The sequence below is a fragment of the Aquimixticola soesokkakensis genome (assembly GCF_900172375.1).
GTDB lineage: Bacteria > Pseudomonadota > Alphaproteobacteria > Rhodobacterales > Rhodobacteraceae > Aquimixticola > Aquimixticola soesokkakensis.
The window spans coordinates 58,973-76,706 of sequence record NZ_FWFS01000011.1 but is presented as its reverse complement, the minus strand read 5'-3'; the positions used below and the strand labels follow the sequence as shown (position 1 = coordinate 76,706).

Below are 17,734 nucleotides of genomic sequence, written 5' to 3'. Positions count from 1 at the left end.
ATATTGCGCTATGGATCGACGCTTGCGGGGAACTGCGCCTCTGGCACCGGATCGGGGGATGCGACGCGCGCCGCCGCCCCCGCCGATGGGATGGGTGTTACAAATACCACGCCACGATATGGGTCAGCGCGCCGTCGCGATAGATCGGCAGCGCCATCATCGACCCGTAGCCCTCGGGCAAGCCCGTGCTTGTGCCCTGCACATAGGGCAATCCAGACCCAAGCACCTGCCCGACCGGCCCTTGCCAGGCGCCGATACTCACCGCATCCGTTGGGGGGTTTTCGCGCGGGCACAGCAGACCCTCGATGGCGCAGATCCCGTCCATGCGCAGCGCTTTTTGCGTCGTCCCCACAAGCTCGGGGCGCGCATCCCAAATCTCGAACCGCCGCGCGATGGGGGTGTCTTGCGACGACAAAAGCGTCAGCACATAGTCGCGCGCGCCCGGAACCTCGACAGGCAGGCCGATGCCCGTCGTCAAACCGGCCTCGCGCGCGCCCTGCGCCCGCAAAAACCCGTAGGATGCGCCCAGATCGCGCATCAACACCGGCGTATGCGCGGCCCAAACCCCGCCAACAAGCCCGCGACCGCGCGGAAAAGTCACCTCTTTGGACAGGCCCGCAAACGCCGCCGCCGTACCGTAATAGCCATCCTCCAGCGCCAGACAGTCACCCGTCTGCCCCCAAAGTTCGATCGCGCCCGCATGGGCCGCATCATCGCCGCAAAGAACCACCAGCACCGCTTTCAGCGTCTCGCCGGCAAAGACCGGAATCGCCACGGCACTGGTCAGACCGGCCGCTTTTGCCGCCTCGCTGCGTTTGAAATAGGAGCCGTCGAATTCCTTCAAAACAACCGGCCGCGCCTCTGCCCATGCCTTGCCCGGAAGACCCTCCCCCTTGGCAAAGGATTCCTTGACCGACGCTTTGGCAAACTCGGGTTTGGTCGAATAAAGGCCGGATTTCTGCTGCAAGACGCCATCCATCGGCACCCAGACCTCGGCGACGTGAATGAATGTTTTGGGGGGAGCTTCGGCAATCGCACTCATAATGTTTCCAGTCCAGTTTAGGGGCAAAACCCGTCCGTTTCCAAGGGGTTCTGCGGGGTTCTGCCACGCCATCGCGCCGCAAGCCCTTGGGTCCAACACCCCTTTACGTTAGGGTCAGTCCACGGCCCTGTCACCTGAAAGCGTCCCGAAAACCGCGCCGACACCCGCCAAAATCCGCTTTTGGCCCAAGTGCCGGATTTCTATGCACCCCCCCTCTGCCCCCTTCAGGCGCGCAATCAACGCGCCCCTGCCCCTTCGGTCGCGCAATCAACGCGCCCCTGCCCCCTTCGGTCGCGCAAAATCGCCGCGCCGCCTCGACCTTTGTCGGGATTTCTGCTTTGCACAGATGCGTTACACCCCGTTGATCCCTCTTTGGAGCAAAAGCTCTTGCGTGCCACATCCACTCCCGCCCCGCAGTTCGACCTGCGCGACCTGACGCTGCGCCTGTCGGGGCGCACCCTGCTGGACGGCATCACCTTGACGGCCAACGAGCGGCGCATCGGCATCATCGGGCGCAACGGTTCGGGCAAAACCACCCTCGCGCGGGTGCTCGCAGGGTTGATCCCCCCCACAAGCGGCACCGCGACCCTGAACGGCGCCGACATGATGCACGACCGCAAGGCAGCGCTGCGCAACATCGGCATCCTGTTTCAAAACCCCGACCATCAGATCATCTTTCCCACCGTGCGCGAAGAACTGGCCTTCGGCCTGTTGCAACTGGGCCGCTCCAAATCCCAAGTCGCCACGCAAGTCACTGACATCCTGTCGAAATTCAATAAATCCCACTGGGAAGATGCCGCGACCCACACCCTCTCGCAGGGGCAGAAACAACTGGTCTGCCTGATGGCCGTTCTGGCGATGGCCCCCAAAACCGTGCTGCTCGACGAACCCTATTCGGGCCTCGACATCGCCACCCGCCTGCAACTGCAACGCTATGTCGCGCGGATCGACACCACCGTCGTGCTGATCACCCACGACCCCGACGCGCTCGCGGATTTCGACCGCGTGATCTGGGTTGACGGGGGCAAAATCCGCGCCGATGGCCCGCCCGCGACCGTCCTGCCCCCCTTCGTGGCGCAGATGCACGACTGGGGGGCGCTCGATGATCTCGCTGACCTCCCCGACTAAAATCTGGGCGCACCGCCTCCCCGCGGGCGTCAAACTCGCGGCGCTGCCGCTGACAACTCTCGCCCTCTTCGCCGTCAGTGCCCCCGCGCCCCTCGGCCTCGCCTGCGTCGCCACCGCCGCGCTCTACCTCAGCGCAGGCCCGCTTTTTGCCCGCGCCGGGATCACCAGCCTGCGCCCCCTGTGGCCCTTCCTCCTCGTGATTGCCCTGTGGCACGGGATCAGCGGCGAAATCGCCGCCGGCCTGACCATCAGCCTGCGCCTCATCAATGCCGTGGCTCTGGCCAATTTCGTCACCATGACCACGCCGCTCAGCGACATGATCGCCGTGCTGTCGTGGCTGCTCACGCCACTGCGCAAACTGGGGCTTTCCACGCGCGCGATCGAACTGTCCATCGCGCTGGTGATCCGCTTTACCCCTGCCCTCACCCACAAAGGCGAACGCCTCGCCGAGGCCTGGCGCGCCCGTGCCCGCCGCCGCCCCAGCTGGAAAATCATCACCCCGATGGCAGCCCTTGCCCTCGACGACGCCGATCACGTCGCGCTTGCCTTGCGCGCCCGCGGCGGCTTAGAACCTCCCCCAACATCACCACCCAACCCATCGTCATTCCCGAAATAGGACATTTCATGGAACGCAACATCGCCCGTATCGCCCTTTTTGCAGCACTTATCGCCGCCCTCGGATTTCTTCCCGCCGTTACCCTCGGCTTTGGCGTGCCGATCACCGCACAATCCCTCGCCGTGATGCTCTGCGGCACGGTTCTGGGCGCCAAACGCGGCGCGCTGGCGGTGCTGCTCTTCCTCGCGCTCGTCGCACTCGGCCTGCCGCTTCTGGCGGGGGGACGCGGCGGTCTGGGCGTCTTTGCCTCGCCCACCGTCGGCTTTCTCGTCGGCTTTCCCATCGCCGCCTTCACCACCGGCCTGATCGTCGAGCGCTGGAAAGGCCCCCTCCCCCTCGTCGCCTCCGTGGCATCGATCATCGGCGGTGTGGTCGTGCTCTATGTCTTTGGCGCGATGGGCCTTGCGCTGATGCTGGGCAAAACCTTCCCCGAAGCCGCGCTGCTCGTCACCGCCTTTATCCCCGGCGATATCATCAAGGCCGTGCTGGCCGGCGGCATCACCTCCGGCCTTGCCAAAGCGCGCCCCGACAGCCTGCTTTCGCGCGCATGACCCAAAGCGCTGCTGCGATAGAAACCCTCTTGCGGCAGCGCCACTCCGTGCGCGGCTTCCTGCGCGATCCGGTGCCGCGCGCCGATGTGGTCGCCATTCTGGAAACCGCGCGCAGCGCGCCCTCGGGCGCCAACCTGCAACCGGGGAAATTCCACGCCCTCACAGGTGCCCCGCTGGCCCAGCTGTGCGCATGCCTCACCGAGGCCGCCGCGCAAAACCGCGCGCCCGTCTCGCAATATTCCTACTTTCCCGACCCCATGCCGGGCGTTCTGAAAGCGCGCCAGCGCGCTGCGGGGTTCGGCCTCTACCAAACCCTCGGCATCGAACGGCGCGACCTTGCGGGGCGGCGTGCGCAATTTGCCGCCAACTACCGCTTCTTCGACGCCCCCGTGGGGGTGGTCGTGACCATCGACCCCGCCATGGGCAAAGGCTGTTTCATGGACCTCGGCCTTGCGCTGATGGCGCTGATGATGGCCGCCCAGGCGCGCGGCTTTGCGACCTGCGGCATCGGCGCATTGGCCAATTACGCCGATCTTGCCCATGCCCATCTCGCCCTGCCCGAGGACGAAATGGTGGTCTGCGGCCTTGCCTTGGGCCGCGCCGATCCGCAGGCCGCCGTCAACACCCTGCGCACCGAACGCGCGCCGCTGGAGGCCTTTGCAACCCTCAGCGGCTTCGACGCATAAGCACCGCCGTCCCCAATCCGCCCGCCGCCGCAATCGCCGCCACGCCCACGGCCCCACAGGGCTGCGCACAGAGTTCATGCACCAGACGCACCGCGTTGATCGTCCCCGAGGCCCCGATGGGATGACCCCGCGCCAAGGCGCCGCCGCCGCGATTGACGATGCCGTGCGCCAGAGCGGCAAGCTCGACGCAGGCCATCGCCTGCACGCTGTAGGCTTCCATGATTTCGGCAACCGCCAGATCGCGCGCGCCCATCCCCTGCCCTGACAGCACCGCTTTGATCGCCGCCACGGGGGCCACGCCCGGACATTCGGGATCGCCCCCAAGCGTGACACCGTCCAGATATTCCACCGCCTGCATTGCGCCCGATTGCTGCGCCACGCGATCCGACACCAGCACGCAGAACGCCGCCCCATCCGCGGCCACCGCCGCGGTCGCCGCGCTGATCGTCGCGCTCACCATCGGCGCGCGGGCACAAAGGCGGGGCGATAAATTGCGCGTAAACGCATCGCGCGTTGCCCCCGCCAGCGGCACGATCTCGCCCGCGCCAAACCGCGCCGCCCGCGCCTTGCGATGGCTCTCGATGGCCCAGTCGTCCTGCGCCGCGCGGCTGATTCCCAACCGCTGCGCCTGCGCCTGCGCGGCATCGACCATCTCGGGGTCGCGCGCGGGCCAGGGCGTAAAGGGCGGACGCTCGAAGGCCACGGGTGCGCCGCCGTCGGGATCGGTGCGCAGGCGCAACGGGCGGCGCGAATAGCTTTCGACCCCGCCCGCAACGACCACCTCGGCCTGTCCCGCGCGGATCAGCGCCGCCCCCAAAACCAGCGCATCCAGCCCCCCCGCGCATTGCCGGTCAATGCTCAGACCCGCGACCCGCTCGGGCAATCCGGCCGCCAGCGCCACCAGCCGCGCCGGATTACCGCCCCCGCCCAGGGCGTTGGACAGGATCACCTCCCCCACCTGACCCGCGTCCAGACCGGCCTGCGCCAGCGCCGCGCGCACCACCGGTGCGCCAAGATCGGGCAGCTCGAGGCGCGCCAGGGCCCCGCCACGCGGCACCACCGGCGTGCGCGCCGCCCCGGTGATCCACACACCGCTCATGCGATCCGCTCCGCAATCGCCCGCAGGTCCGGCTTGCCCGAGGCAAGCTGCGGGAAGTCGCTCAGACGGATCACCCGCCGTGGCACCGCCAACGGATGAAGCCGCGCCCGACACAGCGCCAAAAGCGCCGCGTCATCGACAGCGTCGCCGCCGACAACCAGCACCAGCCGCGTGCCCCGCCGCGTATCCGTCACCGGCATCGCCGCACAAAGCGCCACACCGCCCGCCCCCATCACCAAGGCTTCGATGTCCTCGGGAAACACGTTTTGATCGGCGATGGTCACCATCCGGTTCTGCCGTCCGGCCACGAACAGATGCCCCTGCGCATCCAGCGTTCCGCGTTCCCCGACACTCAGGAATCCGCCCTCCCATCGGGTGTCGGCACTGTCGCCTGCGGCGTAGCCCTCGAACAGATAGGGGCTGCGCACCCAGATCTCGCCGCTGGTGCCATCAAAGCGGCGGATGTCGATCTCGACCTGCGGATAGGCTGTGCCGACAGCGCCCTCGGGCACGTCGCCCCCCGCGTCCCACGCGATAAAACTGGTTTCCGAGGTACCGTAAAATTCGCGCAGGCGCGCGTTGGGAAACAGCCGTGCCACCGCGTCGCGCAGGCCGGCGGGCAATTTCCCGCCGCCGCACAGCACATGCCGCACCGCAGCAATCGCCCCCTCCCCCGCATCGCAGAGCAGCCGCAACTGCGTTGGCGTGGCATAGAGCACACTCACCTGCGCCTGCGCCAAAGCGGCGCGCTGCGTGCGTGGTCGCAGCCCCGCCAGCACGTGAAGATCAGCGCCCAGATGTCCCGCTTCCACCAAAGCGTAAAGACCCAGTGAATGCTCCGGCCCGCTCAAAACCGCATAGACATCGCGCGCCGCGACCGCCAAAGCCGCGCGCGACATTTCGAAACTCGCGATCCACGAGGCGTGGCTGCGGGCGATGGTTTTGGGCGCCCCCGTCGTGCCGCCGCTGCGGCTGTGAAACACCCCCCGCGCGGAGGGCAGGCGCGTCACCCCCTGCGGGCTCATCGCGAAATCCGCCCCCGCCTGTATTGCGGCGATCACGGCGCGCGCGCAGTGCTCCCCCCCTGCGGGCACGCTCAGCTGCGCGCGCGGGTCCCAGACAAAGCGCGGCCCTGTCACTCGAACGCTCCGGGAACGAGGTCTTCCCAAAAAGCCTCAATCGCGCGGGCATTCAGCGCCGACATCCAGCCGTGCCGCTCGAAATCATCGCGCGCAGCCCCCTCAAGCTTTGAGCCGAACAACCGCTTGTCCGCATCGCGCTGGGTCGGCGTGCGCGCGGCGGCAAGGTCGCGCACCCGCGCCAAACGCTTGCCGCGATCACTGACGGGCGCTTGCGGGACGCCGGGGTTTCGCGGCGAAACCGTGCTGCCGAAATCCTCGGTCAGCGCCGCCTTGAGATAGCCCACCGCGTTTTTCACCCCGCCCTGTCCGGCGACATAGTCCAACTTGCCGCGCACATAGTCTTCGCCATGTTCCTTGACCCACTGGCGCGCCAAACGGTCGCTCACGCCCAGAGCCACCAGCCGCCCATAGACCGGCGAGGCCCGCAGGCCTTCCCCGTCATCAAGATCGAGAATCGAAAGCTGGGGGTTTTCGGCAATCTTGAAGCGGATATCGGTAACCGAGCGCCCCATTTTGCGCGTCTCCGGCGTCACCACGATGTTGGAGGTCTTGTTCACCTCGGCCACCGCCGGTTTGATGACTTTGGCGTTAAGATGTTTGAAGACCTCGTAATAGGGGCTATCGGCGACCCCCATGAGACGGCGGAACAGATCCAGCGACCACCACCCCGTCGATCCGGTCCGCACGAAACGGTAGCAGTTTTCATACAGCGCCAAAGCGTGACCGCTGGTAAAGCGGCGCTGGATATTGAGGTTGATGAGGGCGAAAACCTTGGGGTCGTTCAACTTTTCTGCCAGCGCCGGAGAATAGGCATATTCGCAGATGCCGCTCTTGAGCTTGGCATAGCTCAACAGCGACGACACGCCCCATTCCTGTTGCCCGTCAGCATCGAGCATGTCCCACTCGGCGACGGTTTCCGCAAGGCCGCGCAGCGACTGTTTCAGGGTCTCCATATCGTTGGAATTATACCCGATCATCATCGTCAGGGTGCGTGCATCGATGTGATGCACCGGCTGGCTGATGAGCGTGTCATAGGCGTTGAGCAACAAGACATTGGACAGCTTGCGCTGCAAAAGCGTGAGCTTGCCCGACACATGGATCGCTGCAACGTTCTTTTTGACCGCACCGCGCCGCAATGAGCCGCTCAGTTGATCGCGCGCAATTTCGTCCATCGCTGTGATCCTGTTTCCTGCTGTTAAGCGCTTTGCGCTGCCTCCAATCGTCACGACTCGGGTCCGCGACCGGTTGCGGCAAGTATTGATGATAAGGTATCCGCGATCAACGTTTCATTTGGCACCTGATGGCAGGGCCAGCGCAGGTTTTAGCGCGCTCCCGTAAACAGGCACCTAAGGAAAAGCGCGGCGTCTTAAGGGACCCAAATACGGGATTGCGAGACGCCGCTGATTCTGTCGCCCAATCTGATTCGTTTCGCATAGACCCTAATTCACCGCAAATAGGGTCTAGCGCATAAGAAGAGGCCCCTGCATGCGCTTGAAAGGTCGCGCCTCCCCGAGAATCGCGACCCTTCGTCCTGAATTCGGGTACCTTTGCCCCCGTAAATCGGTGCCCTTGCGCCTGTAAACGGCAACCCAGATCCTGCTAATCCATTGAATGGAATAAAATATTCTGGACCTAAAGAGTCTAAATATTCTTAAAAAAACCTAAACAGATGGCTGGCTTTGTCTTTTCAGGTAAAAAGGGTAAGGGATCATTTCACAGATCCTTCGGCATGTGCGATACTTCCAAGCATATCACGCGAAACAGCGGACATGCAGAGGCAACATGACAGGTAAATCCGGCCCTTCGGGCAAGGCAGATCTTCCCCCTTATTTCAACATCGACCCCGAGCAGGCGGCGAAATCCCTGTCTGATCCTATCGACACCGCGCGCTTTGCGAAAGCGGCTGCTTTTGCGGCGCGCGGGCGCGATGATCTGGCCAAACGCGGCTACGCGCCGGATGGCAAAAAACGGCTGCGCAAGTTTTCGACCTGGGAGGTGTGCAAATATTTGCTGCCGGTGAACGCCGCGCATCTGCGCCGTGTTCTCAAGGCCCATCCTGATTTGCCCCAGGGCGAGGGCGAGGGGGGATCGAAATGGTTCACCCTCGAAGAAATCCTGAAGCTGCGCGACCATTTTGCTGCCGAAGGCGCGAAGGATCGCGAGTATCGCGCGTGGCGTCCCGAGGGGCTTGCCGCCAAAGTTGTCGCGGTTGCCAATTTCAAAGGCGGTGTCGGCAAGACCTCCACGGCGGCGCATCTGGCGATGTCGGCGGCGCTGGATGGCTACAAGGTTCTGGTGATCGACCTCGACAGTCAGGGGTCGATGACCTCCATCCTGGGCGGGACGGTTGCGGATGAATGGGAGACGGTTTTCCCCTTGATGGCGCGCGACTATGCTCTGGCGTTGCAGGCGGAAAACAAGGTGCGCGAAGCTTCGGGGCAGGCGCCCTTTGTGTTCGACGAAACCCTGAACGAGGCCTTAATGGTTTCGCCGCGAAACCTTGTGCAAAAAACCCATTGGCCCAATATCGACCTGATCGGCGCACAGTTGAACCTCTATTGGGCGGAGTTTCAGGTGCCCGTCTGGCGGATGCAGCTCAAGTCCTGGGCGCTATGGGATTCGCTGTCCAACGCCCTGTCGGAGGGCGGTTTGCTGGATGACTACGACATGGTGTTCCTCGACACGCCGCCCGCGCTTGGCTATCTGACGATCAACGCTTTGGCGGCGGCGGATATTTTGCTGGTGCCCCTTGGCGCGAGCTTTCTGGAATTCGATTCGACGGGTCGGTTTTTCGACATGATCTATTCCACCTTTGCCTCCATCGAAGAGGGGGAAAACCGGGTCCGGCGCGCCGATGGTTTGCCGGAAATGCGGTTTGAATGGGACGCCGTGCGTGCGCTGATCACGCGGTTCGATGCGGCGCAGCAGACCGATCTGGCGAATGTTGTGCAGGCCTATTTCGGGGACTTCATGACCACCTATCGTCAGGAGGTGACGGCGATGGTCGGGCAGGCGGGCGAACAGGTGTCGGGCATTTACGAAACCGATTATCGCGACTTCAATCGCGACACCTATGTGCGCGGGCGCGAGACGTTCGATCGCACATGGGCGGAGGTCAAGCAGGTGATCCTGGGCACCTGGTGGCGCGATTTGCAGATGATGAAGACTGAAAACGGGGAGGGCTAAGCGCATGGCCAAACGTAGAAAACTTGAAGCGCCCTCGGCAGACGATATCAGCCGGTTCGAAGAGGAGTTTCGCCGCGAAACCGCGCCGCGCGGCCCGATGTCCGCGCCCATCGCGCAGGTCGCCGCCGAGACCGCAGGGGCCTATGACCCCCGCCCCGCAGAGGCGCGCGCAGAGGCGGCGCGCGACAAATCCGATGCGGCGCGGATGCGGGCGGTTGAGGAAAAAGGTCTCGTCATCGCGGAAATCGCGCTTGAAGAGATCGATGCGGATGCGCTGGTGCGCGACCGCGTCGTTCTGGATGCCGACGAGATGAACGAATTGCAGATGTCGATTGCGGCCAACGGGCTGCGGTTGCCGATCGAGGTTTTCGCGCTGACGGATGATCCCAAGGGCTTCAAATACGGGCTCTTGTCGGGCTATCGGCGGCTGCGCGCGACGCAGGCGCTGAACACGCTGAAGGGCGGGCGCTATGCCACGATCAAGGCCCTTGTGCGCGATCCGCAAGCCATGGGCGGCACTTTTGCGGCGATGATCGAGGAAAACGAGATCCGTGCGGCTTTGAGCCATTTCGAGCGTGGCCGCATCGCGGTGATCGCCAGCCAGCAGGGGGCGTTTGTGAACACCGAAGCGGCGGTGAACGGCCTGTTTCCCATGGCCTCGAAAGCCAAGCGGTCGAAAATCCGATCCTTTGCGCTGATCTTCGAGGAGTTGGGGGATATGTTGACCTTTCCCGATCTGATCAAGGAACGCGAGGGGTTGAAACTGGCGGCGGCCCTGCGCGAGGGGCATGAGGCGCGGCTGCGCGAGGCGCTGGCCAGTGGCGTGCCCGAAACGCCAGCGCAGGAAGCGGGGATGATCGAGGCGGCTTTGGCAACCTTGGCCCCTGCGGCGGTGGATCCCAAGCGGGGAGGGCGCCCGCGGGCGGCGGCGCGCGTGGCGCAAGAGGTTTCGTTGCAAAGCGGGGTGACGTTGAGCAGCGTCGAGGAGGCGCAGGGCTGGACCATTCGCCTCAAGGGCAAGCGGGTGGACCGCGAATTGGTCGATCTGGTGATGGCGGAGATCTCGCGCCTTCTGGAGCGGCCAGATTAACAAAGATTCGATGGAAAAAAAGCCCGCGTCCTTTGGGGGCGCGGGCCGCTGATTTCGTCTCTAACCGGGCGGTTAGAGACCTGTGTGGATGGCTTGCAGGATCAGGTGGGCCGAGGCCGCTCCGGGATCGACATGGCCCAGAGACCGCGCGCCAAGCTTGGCCGAGCGCCCCCGGCGGCTTTCGATTTCAGCGGTATAGTCGCGGCCGTTTTGCGCGCCCTGCATCGCCGCCGCCACACAGTCCTTGAGCGCAGCATTCGATTGCAGCGCCTCGCGCGCCTTCGCGACCGCAGGTACCCAGGCGTCGATCATGGTCTTGTCGCCCACCTGCGCGCCCCCGCGGGACTGGATGCCGGTGCACAGGCCTTCGATCCAGGCGACCATCGCGCCCGCGTCCAGGTTCAGGCGGTCGGCAACATTGTCGCCCGCTTGGCGAAAGGCCGAGCCGTAGAGCGGGCCCGAAGAGGCCCCGACCGCATCGAGAAACGCCTTGCCCATGCGGGCGGATATGGCGGTGATCGTGGGGTCGTCGGTTTCGGTGAGGGCGCGGCGCACGGCGGTCCAGCCGATGTCCATCGTCACGCCATGGTCCCCGTCGCCGATCACCCCGTCCAGTTCCGACAGCCAGTCGCGATTCGCGTGGATCACATCGGCGACGCCCAGCATCAGGTCGCGAAATTTTTGCGGCGTGATGTCGCCCGAAGTGGCAAGGCTGGCCAGATCGGCCTGCGCGGTGGCGGCGGCTTGGGCGTGGGTGCGCTGGCTGCGCGGGCCCGCAGCCGCCAGCGCACCGGCAACCGTGAGCGCGGGGGTGCGACAGGGCGCATCCAGCAGCGTTTTGAGGTCATCATCGAGGTGCAGGAGCGTAATGGAGGCCCCGGCCATTTCGAGCGAGGTGCAATATTCCCCCACCCAGGAGTGATGGATCTTGATGTCGCGCATCGCCAGAATCTGCGCCACGCGGTTGTGCAGGATGTAGAGTTCGAGCGGGCTGGTCGCGCCCAGACCGTTGACCAGAACCGCGACCTCATCACCCTTGCCCAGCGGCATGTCGGCAAGGATGGCGTCCATCAGTTCGTCGGTGACGCTGTCGGCGGTGTCAAGCGCGCCGCGCCGCATCCCCGGTTCGCCGTGAATGCCCATGCCGATTTCCATGTCGCGCGCGCCAAGGTCGAAATTGGGTTTTCCGGTTTGGGGCAGCGAGCAGGCCGAGAGCGCCACGCCCATCGAGCGGGTGCGCGCATTCGCGCGGCTGGCGGCGGCGTGACAGGCGGCAAGGTCGCGGCCCGATTCGGCAGCGGCGCCGGCGATCTTGAACACAAAGAAATCGCCCGCGATGCCGCGCCGCTCGTTTTCGCGGCCCTTGGGGGCGGAGGCCACATCGTCGCTCACGGCGATGGATCTGGCGGGGATACCAAGGGGGGCGCAGCCCTCGGCGGCCATGTCGAAGTTCATCACATCGCCGGTGTAATTGCCATAGAGCAGCAGCACGCCCGCGCCCCCGTCGGCGGCGCGCGCCGCATCGAGGATCTGTTCGGGGGAGGGGGAGGCAAAGACGTTGCCGATGGCGGCCGCATCCGCAAGGCCGCGCCCGACGTAGCCCGCAAAGGCCGGTTCATGGCCCGAGCCGCCGCCGATCACCACGCCGACCTTGCCGTCGCGCGGGCCGTCTTTGGCAACGATGGCGCGGCCCGTAGCGCCTTCGACGCAGAGCATGTCGGGATGGGCGCTGAGCATCCCGGCGATGGCCTGTTCCATGATATCTTCGGGGGCGTTGATCAGTTTCTTGGTGCGGATATCGTCGCTCATGTCAGCGTCCTTTCACAAAGTCTTTGGCCGCCGCGACGGTCTGTTCGATCCACGGCTGTTCGCGCGCAATCGCGTCGGAAATGTCGCCGTTTTCGGGCATCAGCCAGTGTTCGAGGATGACGCTCATATCGGCGGGGCAGTGTTTGAGTTGATCCAGCGTCCAGTCGATCGGGGCGCGGCCCTGTCCCAAAGGCACGCCGTGGATGCGAAAGCCCACCCCGTAAGGGTCTGGTGTGATTTCATAATCCTTGAGGTGCAGGTTGATCGTATAGGGCGCGAGCAGGGCGATGGTTTCTTCGGGCCACTCGTTGGCGCAGATGGAATTGGCCACATCCAGACAGACGCCGAGGTGGTCGTCATCCACCGTTTCCAGCAGCTCGACCATGCGCGCGCTGGGGTAGTTGAAGTGGTTTTCGATGGCGATTTTCATGCCCTTGGCGCGGGCTTTGTCGATGCGCGGGCGCAGTTGTTCGGCCAGATCGGGCACGCTGAGGTGGCCGTCGGCCTCGTCGAGGGCGACGCGCATGATCCTGGCGTGCAGGCGTTCGCCGATGTCGAGGTAGCGGTCCACCTCGTCGGCATCAAAGCATTGTGTGCCCAGTTCCAGCGCCAGTCCTTTGGCCTGCGCGGCCTCGTAGAGGCGGTGGTGGTCGGCTTGTGACAGGCGGTCGAGCGGCATGTTGTCGGCATATTGCACCACAGACAGGCCAAGCGCCTGCGCGCGCTCAAGCAGGTCGAATGCGGTGAGCGGGGTCGCGGGGATGCGGTCCTTGAGACCGATCGACCAGCGATAGGTGTAGCTGCCCAGTCCGAGCTTCATGTGATCCTCCAGTATTTCCCTTGTGGCGCGTCCGTCGTCTCGGGCGCGCTCCTCCTGCTCTTGACCTAAGCGCAAGCGGGCAGGGGAGGGAAACGAAACCCGACATCAAGTTGTTTAGAAATTCTTCACATGTCTGTAAGGATTCTTTCTTTTAATTTCGACCGCCCCGAGGGCATGGTCAGGGCAACAGATGCGGCGTTGGAGGCGCATCGGGGGAGGGATCATGTCACAGGAAACAGCGGCTTTGCCGTCGTCAAACCCGCGCTTGAACGTGTCACTGGCACGCCGCGCCTGGGGAATTCGGCGCAAGGCTTTGCAGATGGGCGAAGTGCAGGGGCAGGGCTATGTCGGTCAGGCGCTTGGCGTGGCGGATGTTTTGGCGGTGTCCTATTTCCATGCGCTGACGCTGCGGGCGCGCGATCCCGAATGGGAGGGGCGCGACCGGTTCTTGCTGTCCATCGGCCATTACGCCATCGCGCTCTATGCCGCGTTGATCGAGGCCGATGTGTTGCCCGAAAACGAGATCGCCACCTATGGCATGGATGACAGCCGGATGCCGATGTCGGGCATGGCCTCTTACACGCCGGGAATGGAAATCACCGGCGGGTCGCTGGGCCATGGGCTGGGCATTGCGGTGGGCATGGCTTTGGGCCTCAAACGCAAGGGCGGCGACCAATTCGTCTACAACCTGATGTCGGATGGCGAGTTGGGCGAGGGGTCGACATGGGAGGCGGTGATGTCCGCGACCCAGTGGCAGCTCGACAACCTGATTTGCCTCGTCGATTTCAACAACCAGCAGGCCGACGGGCCGACGCGCGCGGCTTTGGCGGTCGGGGCAGAGGCGCCCAAATGGGAGGCCTTCGGCTGGTTCGCCCAAGAGGTGGATGGCAACGACATCGACGCGCTGGTCGCGGCCTTTGACGCGGCGCGCAGCCATGCGGGCAAAGGGCCGCGCGTGATCATTTGCAACACGTTGATGTGCAAGGGCGTGCCGTTTCTGGAGGCGCGCGAAAGCAACCATTTTGTGCGCGTCGAGGCGGATGAATGGACGAAAGCCCTTGAAATTCTGGATCAGGGAGTCCCCGCATGACCGCTCTTGCCCGCGCGCGTAAATATGAACCGCGCAAAGTGCCAGAGGTGAAAGTTGCGACCTCTGCGATGATCGCCTCGCTTGCCGCCGAAGGCTATGACACGGTTTCTGCCCCCTTTGGCCATGCGCTGAATGCGGCGGCCAAGGACGATCCGCGGATCGTGGGGCTGAGTGCCGATCTGGCGAAATACACCGATCTGCACATCTTCGCGCAGGAAAATCCCGACCGGTTTTACCAGATGGGCATGGCCGAACAGCTGTTGATGTCGGCGGCGGCGGGGCTGGCGCATGAGGGGTTCATTCCCTTTGCCACGACCTATTCGGTTTTTGCCTCGCGCCGCGCCTATGATTTCATTTGCATGGCGATTGCCGAGGAAAACCTGCCGGTCAAAATCGTGTGCGGCCTGCCGGGGCTGACCACGGGCTATGGTCCGAGCCATCAGGCGAGCGAGGATCTGGCGATCTTTCGCGGCCTGCCGAACCTCACGATCATCGACCCCTGCGACGCGGCGGATGTGACCCAGATGGTGCCTGCGATGATTGCCCATGACGGTCCGGTCTATGCCCGCCTGCTGCGCGGCAAGGTGGCCAATGTCATCCCGCGCTACAAGCCGGACTACCGGTTCGAACTGGGGCGCGCGCAGATGATCCGCGAGGGCGGTGATGTGTTGGTGGTGTCGAGCGGCATCATGACCATGCGCGCGCTGGATGCCGCCGAACGGCTTGCCAAAGACGGGGTGGATGTGGCGGTGCTGCATTGCCCCACGATCAAGCCGCTCGATAGCGAAACGATCCTGCGCGAAGCGGGCAAGGGGCGTCTGCTGGTGACGGCGGAAAACCACACGGTGGTGGGCGGTCTGGGCGAAGCCGTGGCGGGCACATTGCTGCGCGCCGGTGTCACGCCGACGTTCCGCCAGATCGGTTTGCCCGATCAGTTTCTGGAAGCGGGGGCGCTGCCCACGCTGCACGACATGTACGGTTTGAGCACTGAAAAAGTGGCGGACCAGATCAAAAGCTGGCTGTGACAGCCGCACGAAAAGGGAGAAGACAATGGGACTTTTGGACGGAAAATTCGCCGTGGTGACGGGGGCGGCCAGCCCGCGCGGTTTGGGCAAGGCAACGGCAAAGCTGTTTGCCGAACATGGCGCGACGGTGGCCATTCTGGACCTCGATCTGGCGCAGGCCGAAGCGGCTGCGGCCGATCTGCCGGGCGCGGGGCATGTGGGTCTGGCCTGCAACGTCACCGATCTGGCCGCCTGTCAGGCGGCGGCGGATGCGCTGGTCGCCAAATGGGGCGCGGTGGATATTCTGGTGAATAACGCCGGCATCACCCAGCCGCTCAAGATCATGGAGATCGGCCCCAAGAACTACGAGGACGTGCTGGATGTGAACCTGCGCGGCACTTTGTACATGACGCAGGCGCTGATCCCGCATTTCCGCTCGCGCAAATCCGGGTCGGTCGTCAACCTGTCCTCCGTGTCCGCACAGCGCGGCGGCGGCATCTTTGGCGGGCCGCATTATTCGGCGGCCAAGGCGGGCATTCTGGGCCTGACCAAGGCGATGGCGCGCGAACTTGCGCCCGATGGCATCCGCTTGAACGCGCTGTGCCCCGGGTTTATCGCCACCGACATCACCGCCGGTAAACTCACCGATGCGCAGCGCGCTTCCGTGCTTGAGGGCATCCCGATGGGCCGGGCAGGCACCGCCCTTGATGTGGCGGGCTGCGCGCTGTTCCTTGCCTCCGATCTGTCGGCCTATTGCACCGGCACCGAAGTCGATGTGAACGGCGGATCGCTTATTCACTAAGCCATAAGTTTTTGGCTGGCTTTCGCCTGTGCGGCGGCTGGCCCGCGCTGCTCTTCCCGTTTAGATACGGGGGCAGCACCCGTCGGACCAATCCGGCAAAAGCGGCGAGGAGACCGCTTTCATTTAGGGAGAAGACAATGAAAAATCCGATCAAATCTGTTCTGTTGGGCGCGACGCTTTTGGCCACGGCCACCCCCGCCTTTGCCGATGAAATCATTTTTGCCCATGGCGCGAACCCGGGCAATCCGCGCTATGACGCCGCGCAGATGTTTGCGGCCCTTGTGCCGGCCTGCACCGCTGGCGAGACGACCGTGAACGTGGCCGCCTCCGCGACGCTGGGCAATGACGTTGAAATGCTGACCTCGACCTCGGCGGGCGTGATCCAGATCACCGCCAACAGCCAGGGGCCGCTGGCGCAAATCGTGCCCGAAGTCGGGATGCTTGGCCTGCCGTTCCTCTTTGCCGATCTGCCCGCGGTGTGGTCGGTGGTTGACGGCGAAGTCGGCGACATGATCGACGAAAAGGCGCAGATGGCGGGCCTGAAGGTGCTGACGTTCTGGGACAACGGCATCCGCCACGTCAGCCACGTCGACAAGAACGTGCCGACCCCTGCCGATCTGGAAGGCATGCAGATCCGCACGCCGTCCGACGAGGTGACGATTGCCACTTTCGAAGCTCTGGGGGCCTCGCCTGCGCCGCTGGCATGGTCCGAACTGCCCACCGCTTTGCAATCGGGTGTGTTTGCCGGTCAGGAAAATCCGCTGACCAATATCTATTCGGCCAAACTGCATGAAATCACCCCCTACATCACGCTCACCGGCCACAAATATGAATCGACGCCGGTTCTGGCGTCGATGGTGTGGTGGTCGGGTCTGGATGAGGCCACGCAGGACTGTATCCAGGGTGCGGCCAAGTCCGCGGGTTGGTATCAGCGCGGCCAGTCGTTGATGCAGGGCGCTGCGCTGCGCGAAACCATGGCGGCCGAGGGCGCGATTTTTGCCGAAGTCGAGGATCGTCAGGCCTTTATCGACGCCACCGCACCGGTTTATGAAAAATACGAAGGCCAGTTCGGGGATCTGATCGCCACCCTGCGTGAGGCCACGCAGTGACGGCCAAGCCATCCATGAGCGAAGGAGGCGGCTTTGGCCGCCTTCTTTTGCGCGTCAGCGGCGCGGTGGACCGTGTGCTGGAAACCTCCGGCGCGCTGATCATCGGCGTGACCCTGACGGCGGCCTTTGCCGCGCTTTTGGCCAATGTCGTGCTGCGCTATGTGTTTGGCGAGGGCATGGCCTGGGCCTATGAAATCCACGCGATCCTGTTCCCGTGGCTGGTCGCAGGCGGCGTTGTCGTGGCCTCGGTCAAATCGCGCCATATCAGCGTGACGGTGCTGGTCGACATCCTGCCGCCCAGCCTGCGCCGCGCGCTTTGGGTGCTGGTCTGTGTGCTGATCTGCGCCATTGCGATTGGTGTGCTGCGCACCAGCGGGCCGATCATCAACGCCGCGAAATTCCAGCGGCTGTCGGGCATTCCCGTGACGCAATATTGGGGCTACCTCAGCCTGTACTACACCTTTGGCGCGATGGCGCTGAACGCAGGGTTGGCCGCGCTGCGCGGTGCGTTTGCCTACGAAGATCCCATGGTCGATCCGACCCAAACCAGTTTCAGCTAG

The 17,734-nt window shown here is 64.3% G+C and carries 17 protein-coding genes; 11 read left to right on the top strand and 6 right to left on the bottom strand.

Annotation, left to right across the window (positions count from 1 at the left end; translation table 11 throughout):
• Window positions 1-97 precede the first annotated feature (97 nt).
• The gene (locus tag AQS8620_RS14235; protein ID WP_085837690.1) at window positions 98-1,042 is read right to left on the bottom strand and encodes a GAF domain-containing protein; all 945 of its coding nucleotides are present in this window, start codon (window positions 1,040-1,042) and stop codon (window positions 98-100) included.
• 387 nt (window positions 1,043-1,429) lie between these two features.
• On the opposite strand from AQS8620_RS14235, the gene AQS8620_RS14230 reads away from it, so the two are divergent.
• From AQS8620_RS14230 to AQS8620_RS14215, 4 genes are read left to right on the top strand one after another with little or no spacing between them, the layout of a single operon-like run.
• Window positions 1,430-2,170: an energy-coupling factor ABC transporter ATP-binding protein gene (locus AQS8620_RS14230; RefSeq protein ID WP_085837760.1), complete on the top strand. Its 741-nt coding sequence runs from the start codon at window positions 1,430-1,432 to the stop codon at window positions 2,168-2,170.
• Window positions 2,145-2,786, top strand: a complete 642-nt coding sequence (locus tag AQS8620_RS14225; RefSeq protein ID WP_085837689.1) for a CbiQ family ECF transporter T component — start codon at window positions 2,145-2,147, stop codon at window positions 2,784-2,786. Before AQS8620_RS14230 ends, AQS8620_RS14225 begins: the two co-directional genes overlap by 26 nt.
• Window positions 2,787-2,794: 8 nt before the next feature.
• Window positions 2,795-3,337 carry a biotin transporter BioY gene (locus tag AQS8620_RS14220; RefSeq protein WP_085837688.1) on the top strand — a complete coding sequence of 181 codons (543 nt, stop codon included), beginning with the start codon at window positions 2,795-2,797 and terminating at the stop codon, window positions 3,335-3,337.
• 29 nt (window positions 3,338-3,366) lie between these two features.
• A complete protein-coding gene (locus tag AQS8620_RS14215; protein WP_234990500.1) occupies window positions 3,367-4,023 on the top strand; it encodes a nitroreductase in 657 nt (218 codons plus the stop codon).
• Here the strand turns inward: AQS8620_RS14215 and AQS8620_RS14210 are convergent.
• The 3 genes from AQS8620_RS14210 to AQS8620_RS14200 are packed head-to-tail and all read right to left on the bottom strand — an operon-like array spanning window position 4,004 to window position 7,436.
• Window positions 4,004-5,122, bottom strand: a complete 1,119-nt coding sequence (locus AQS8620_RS14210) for a thiolase family protein (RefSeq protein ID WP_085837686.1) — start codon at window positions 5,120-5,122, stop codon at window positions 4,004-4,006. The two genes, AQS8620_RS14215 and AQS8620_RS14210, sit on opposite strands and share 20 nt — an antisense overlap.
• Window positions 5,119-6,261: an AMP-binding protein gene (locus tag AQS8620_RS14205; RefSeq protein WP_085837685.1), complete on the bottom strand. Its 1,143-nt coding sequence runs from the start codon at window positions 6,259-6,261 to the stop codon at window positions 5,119-5,121. The genes AQS8620_RS14210 and AQS8620_RS14205 overlap by 4 nt, the downstream gene beginning before the upstream one ends.
• On the bottom strand, window positions 6,258-7,436 hold the full coding sequence (locus tag AQS8620_RS14200) for a replication initiation protein (RefSeq protein ID WP_085837684.1): 1,179 nt from the start codon (window positions 7,434-7,436) through the stop codon (window positions 6,258-6,260). Before AQS8620_RS14200 ends, AQS8620_RS14205 begins: the two co-directional genes overlap by 4 nt.
• A gap of 610 nt (window positions 7,437-8,046) precedes the next feature.
• Here AQS8620_RS14200 and AQS8620_RS14195 point away from each other — a divergent pair.
• Both AQS8620_RS14195 and AQS8620_RS14190 read left to right on the top strand, forming a co-directional pair.
• Window positions 8,047-9,450, top strand: a complete 1,404-nt coding sequence (locus AQS8620_RS14195) for an AAA family ATPase (RefSeq protein WP_085837683.1) — start codon at window positions 8,047-8,049, stop codon at window positions 9,448-9,450.
• 4 nt (window positions 9,451-9,454) lie between these two features.
• The gene (locus tag AQS8620_RS14190) at window positions 9,455-10,540 is read left to right on the top strand and encodes a ParB/RepB/Spo0J family partition protein (RefSeq protein ID WP_085837682.1); all 1,086 of its coding nucleotides are present in this window, start codon (window positions 9,455-9,457) and stop codon (window positions 10,538-10,540) included.
• Window positions 10,541-10,612: 72 nt separating this feature from the next.
• On the opposite strand, the gene dhaL is transcribed toward AQS8620_RS14190, so the two are convergent.
• Window positions 10,613-12,349, bottom strand: a complete 1,737-nt coding sequence (gene dhaL, locus AQS8620_RS14185) for a dihydroxyacetone kinase subunit DhaL (RefSeq protein ID WP_085837681.1) — start codon at window positions 12,347-12,349, stop codon at window positions 10,613-10,615.
• 1 nt (window position 12,350) lies between these two features.
• Window positions 12,351-13,169 carry a sugar phosphate isomerase/epimerase family protein gene (locus tag AQS8620_RS14180; protein WP_085837680.1) on the bottom strand — a complete coding sequence of 273 codons (819 nt, stop codon included), beginning with the start codon at window positions 13,167-13,169 and terminating at the stop codon, window positions 12,351-12,353.
• A 223-nt stretch (window positions 13,170-13,392) separates the two neighbouring features.
• Between AQS8620_RS14180 and AQS8620_RS14175 the strand changes: the two genes are divergently transcribed.
• From AQS8620_RS14175 to AQS8620_RS14155, 5 genes are all read left to right on the top strand, one after another.
• Entirely contained in the window at window positions 13,393-14,259 is an 867-nt protein-coding gene (locus tag AQS8620_RS14175) for a transketolase (RefSeq protein ID WP_085837679.1), read from the top strand.
• Window positions 14,256-15,284 carry a transketolase family protein gene (locus AQS8620_RS14170; protein WP_085837678.1) on the top strand — a complete coding sequence of 343 codons (1,029 nt, stop codon included), beginning with the start codon at window positions 14,256-14,258 and terminating at the stop codon, window positions 15,282-15,284. The genes AQS8620_RS14175 and AQS8620_RS14170 overlap by 4 nt, the downstream gene beginning before the upstream one ends.
• Window positions 15,285-15,309: 25 nt before the next feature.
• Window positions 15,310-16,065, top strand: a complete 756-nt coding sequence (locus AQS8620_RS14165) for an SDR family NAD(P)-dependent oxidoreductase (protein WP_085837677.1) — start codon at window positions 15,310-15,312, stop codon at window positions 16,063-16,065.
• A 137-nt stretch (window positions 16,066-16,202) separates the two neighbouring features.
• Window positions 16,203-17,174, top strand: coding sequence for a TRAP transporter substrate-binding protein (locus AQS8620_RS14160; RefSeq protein WP_085837676.1), 972 nt, complete (start codon window positions 16,203-16,205; stop codon window positions 17,172-17,174).
• Window positions 17,175-17,188: 14 nt separating this feature from the next.
• A complete protein-coding gene (locus AQS8620_RS14155; RefSeq protein ID WP_085837675.1) occupies window positions 17,189-17,734 on the top strand; it encodes a TRAP transporter small permease in 546 nt (181 codons plus the stop codon).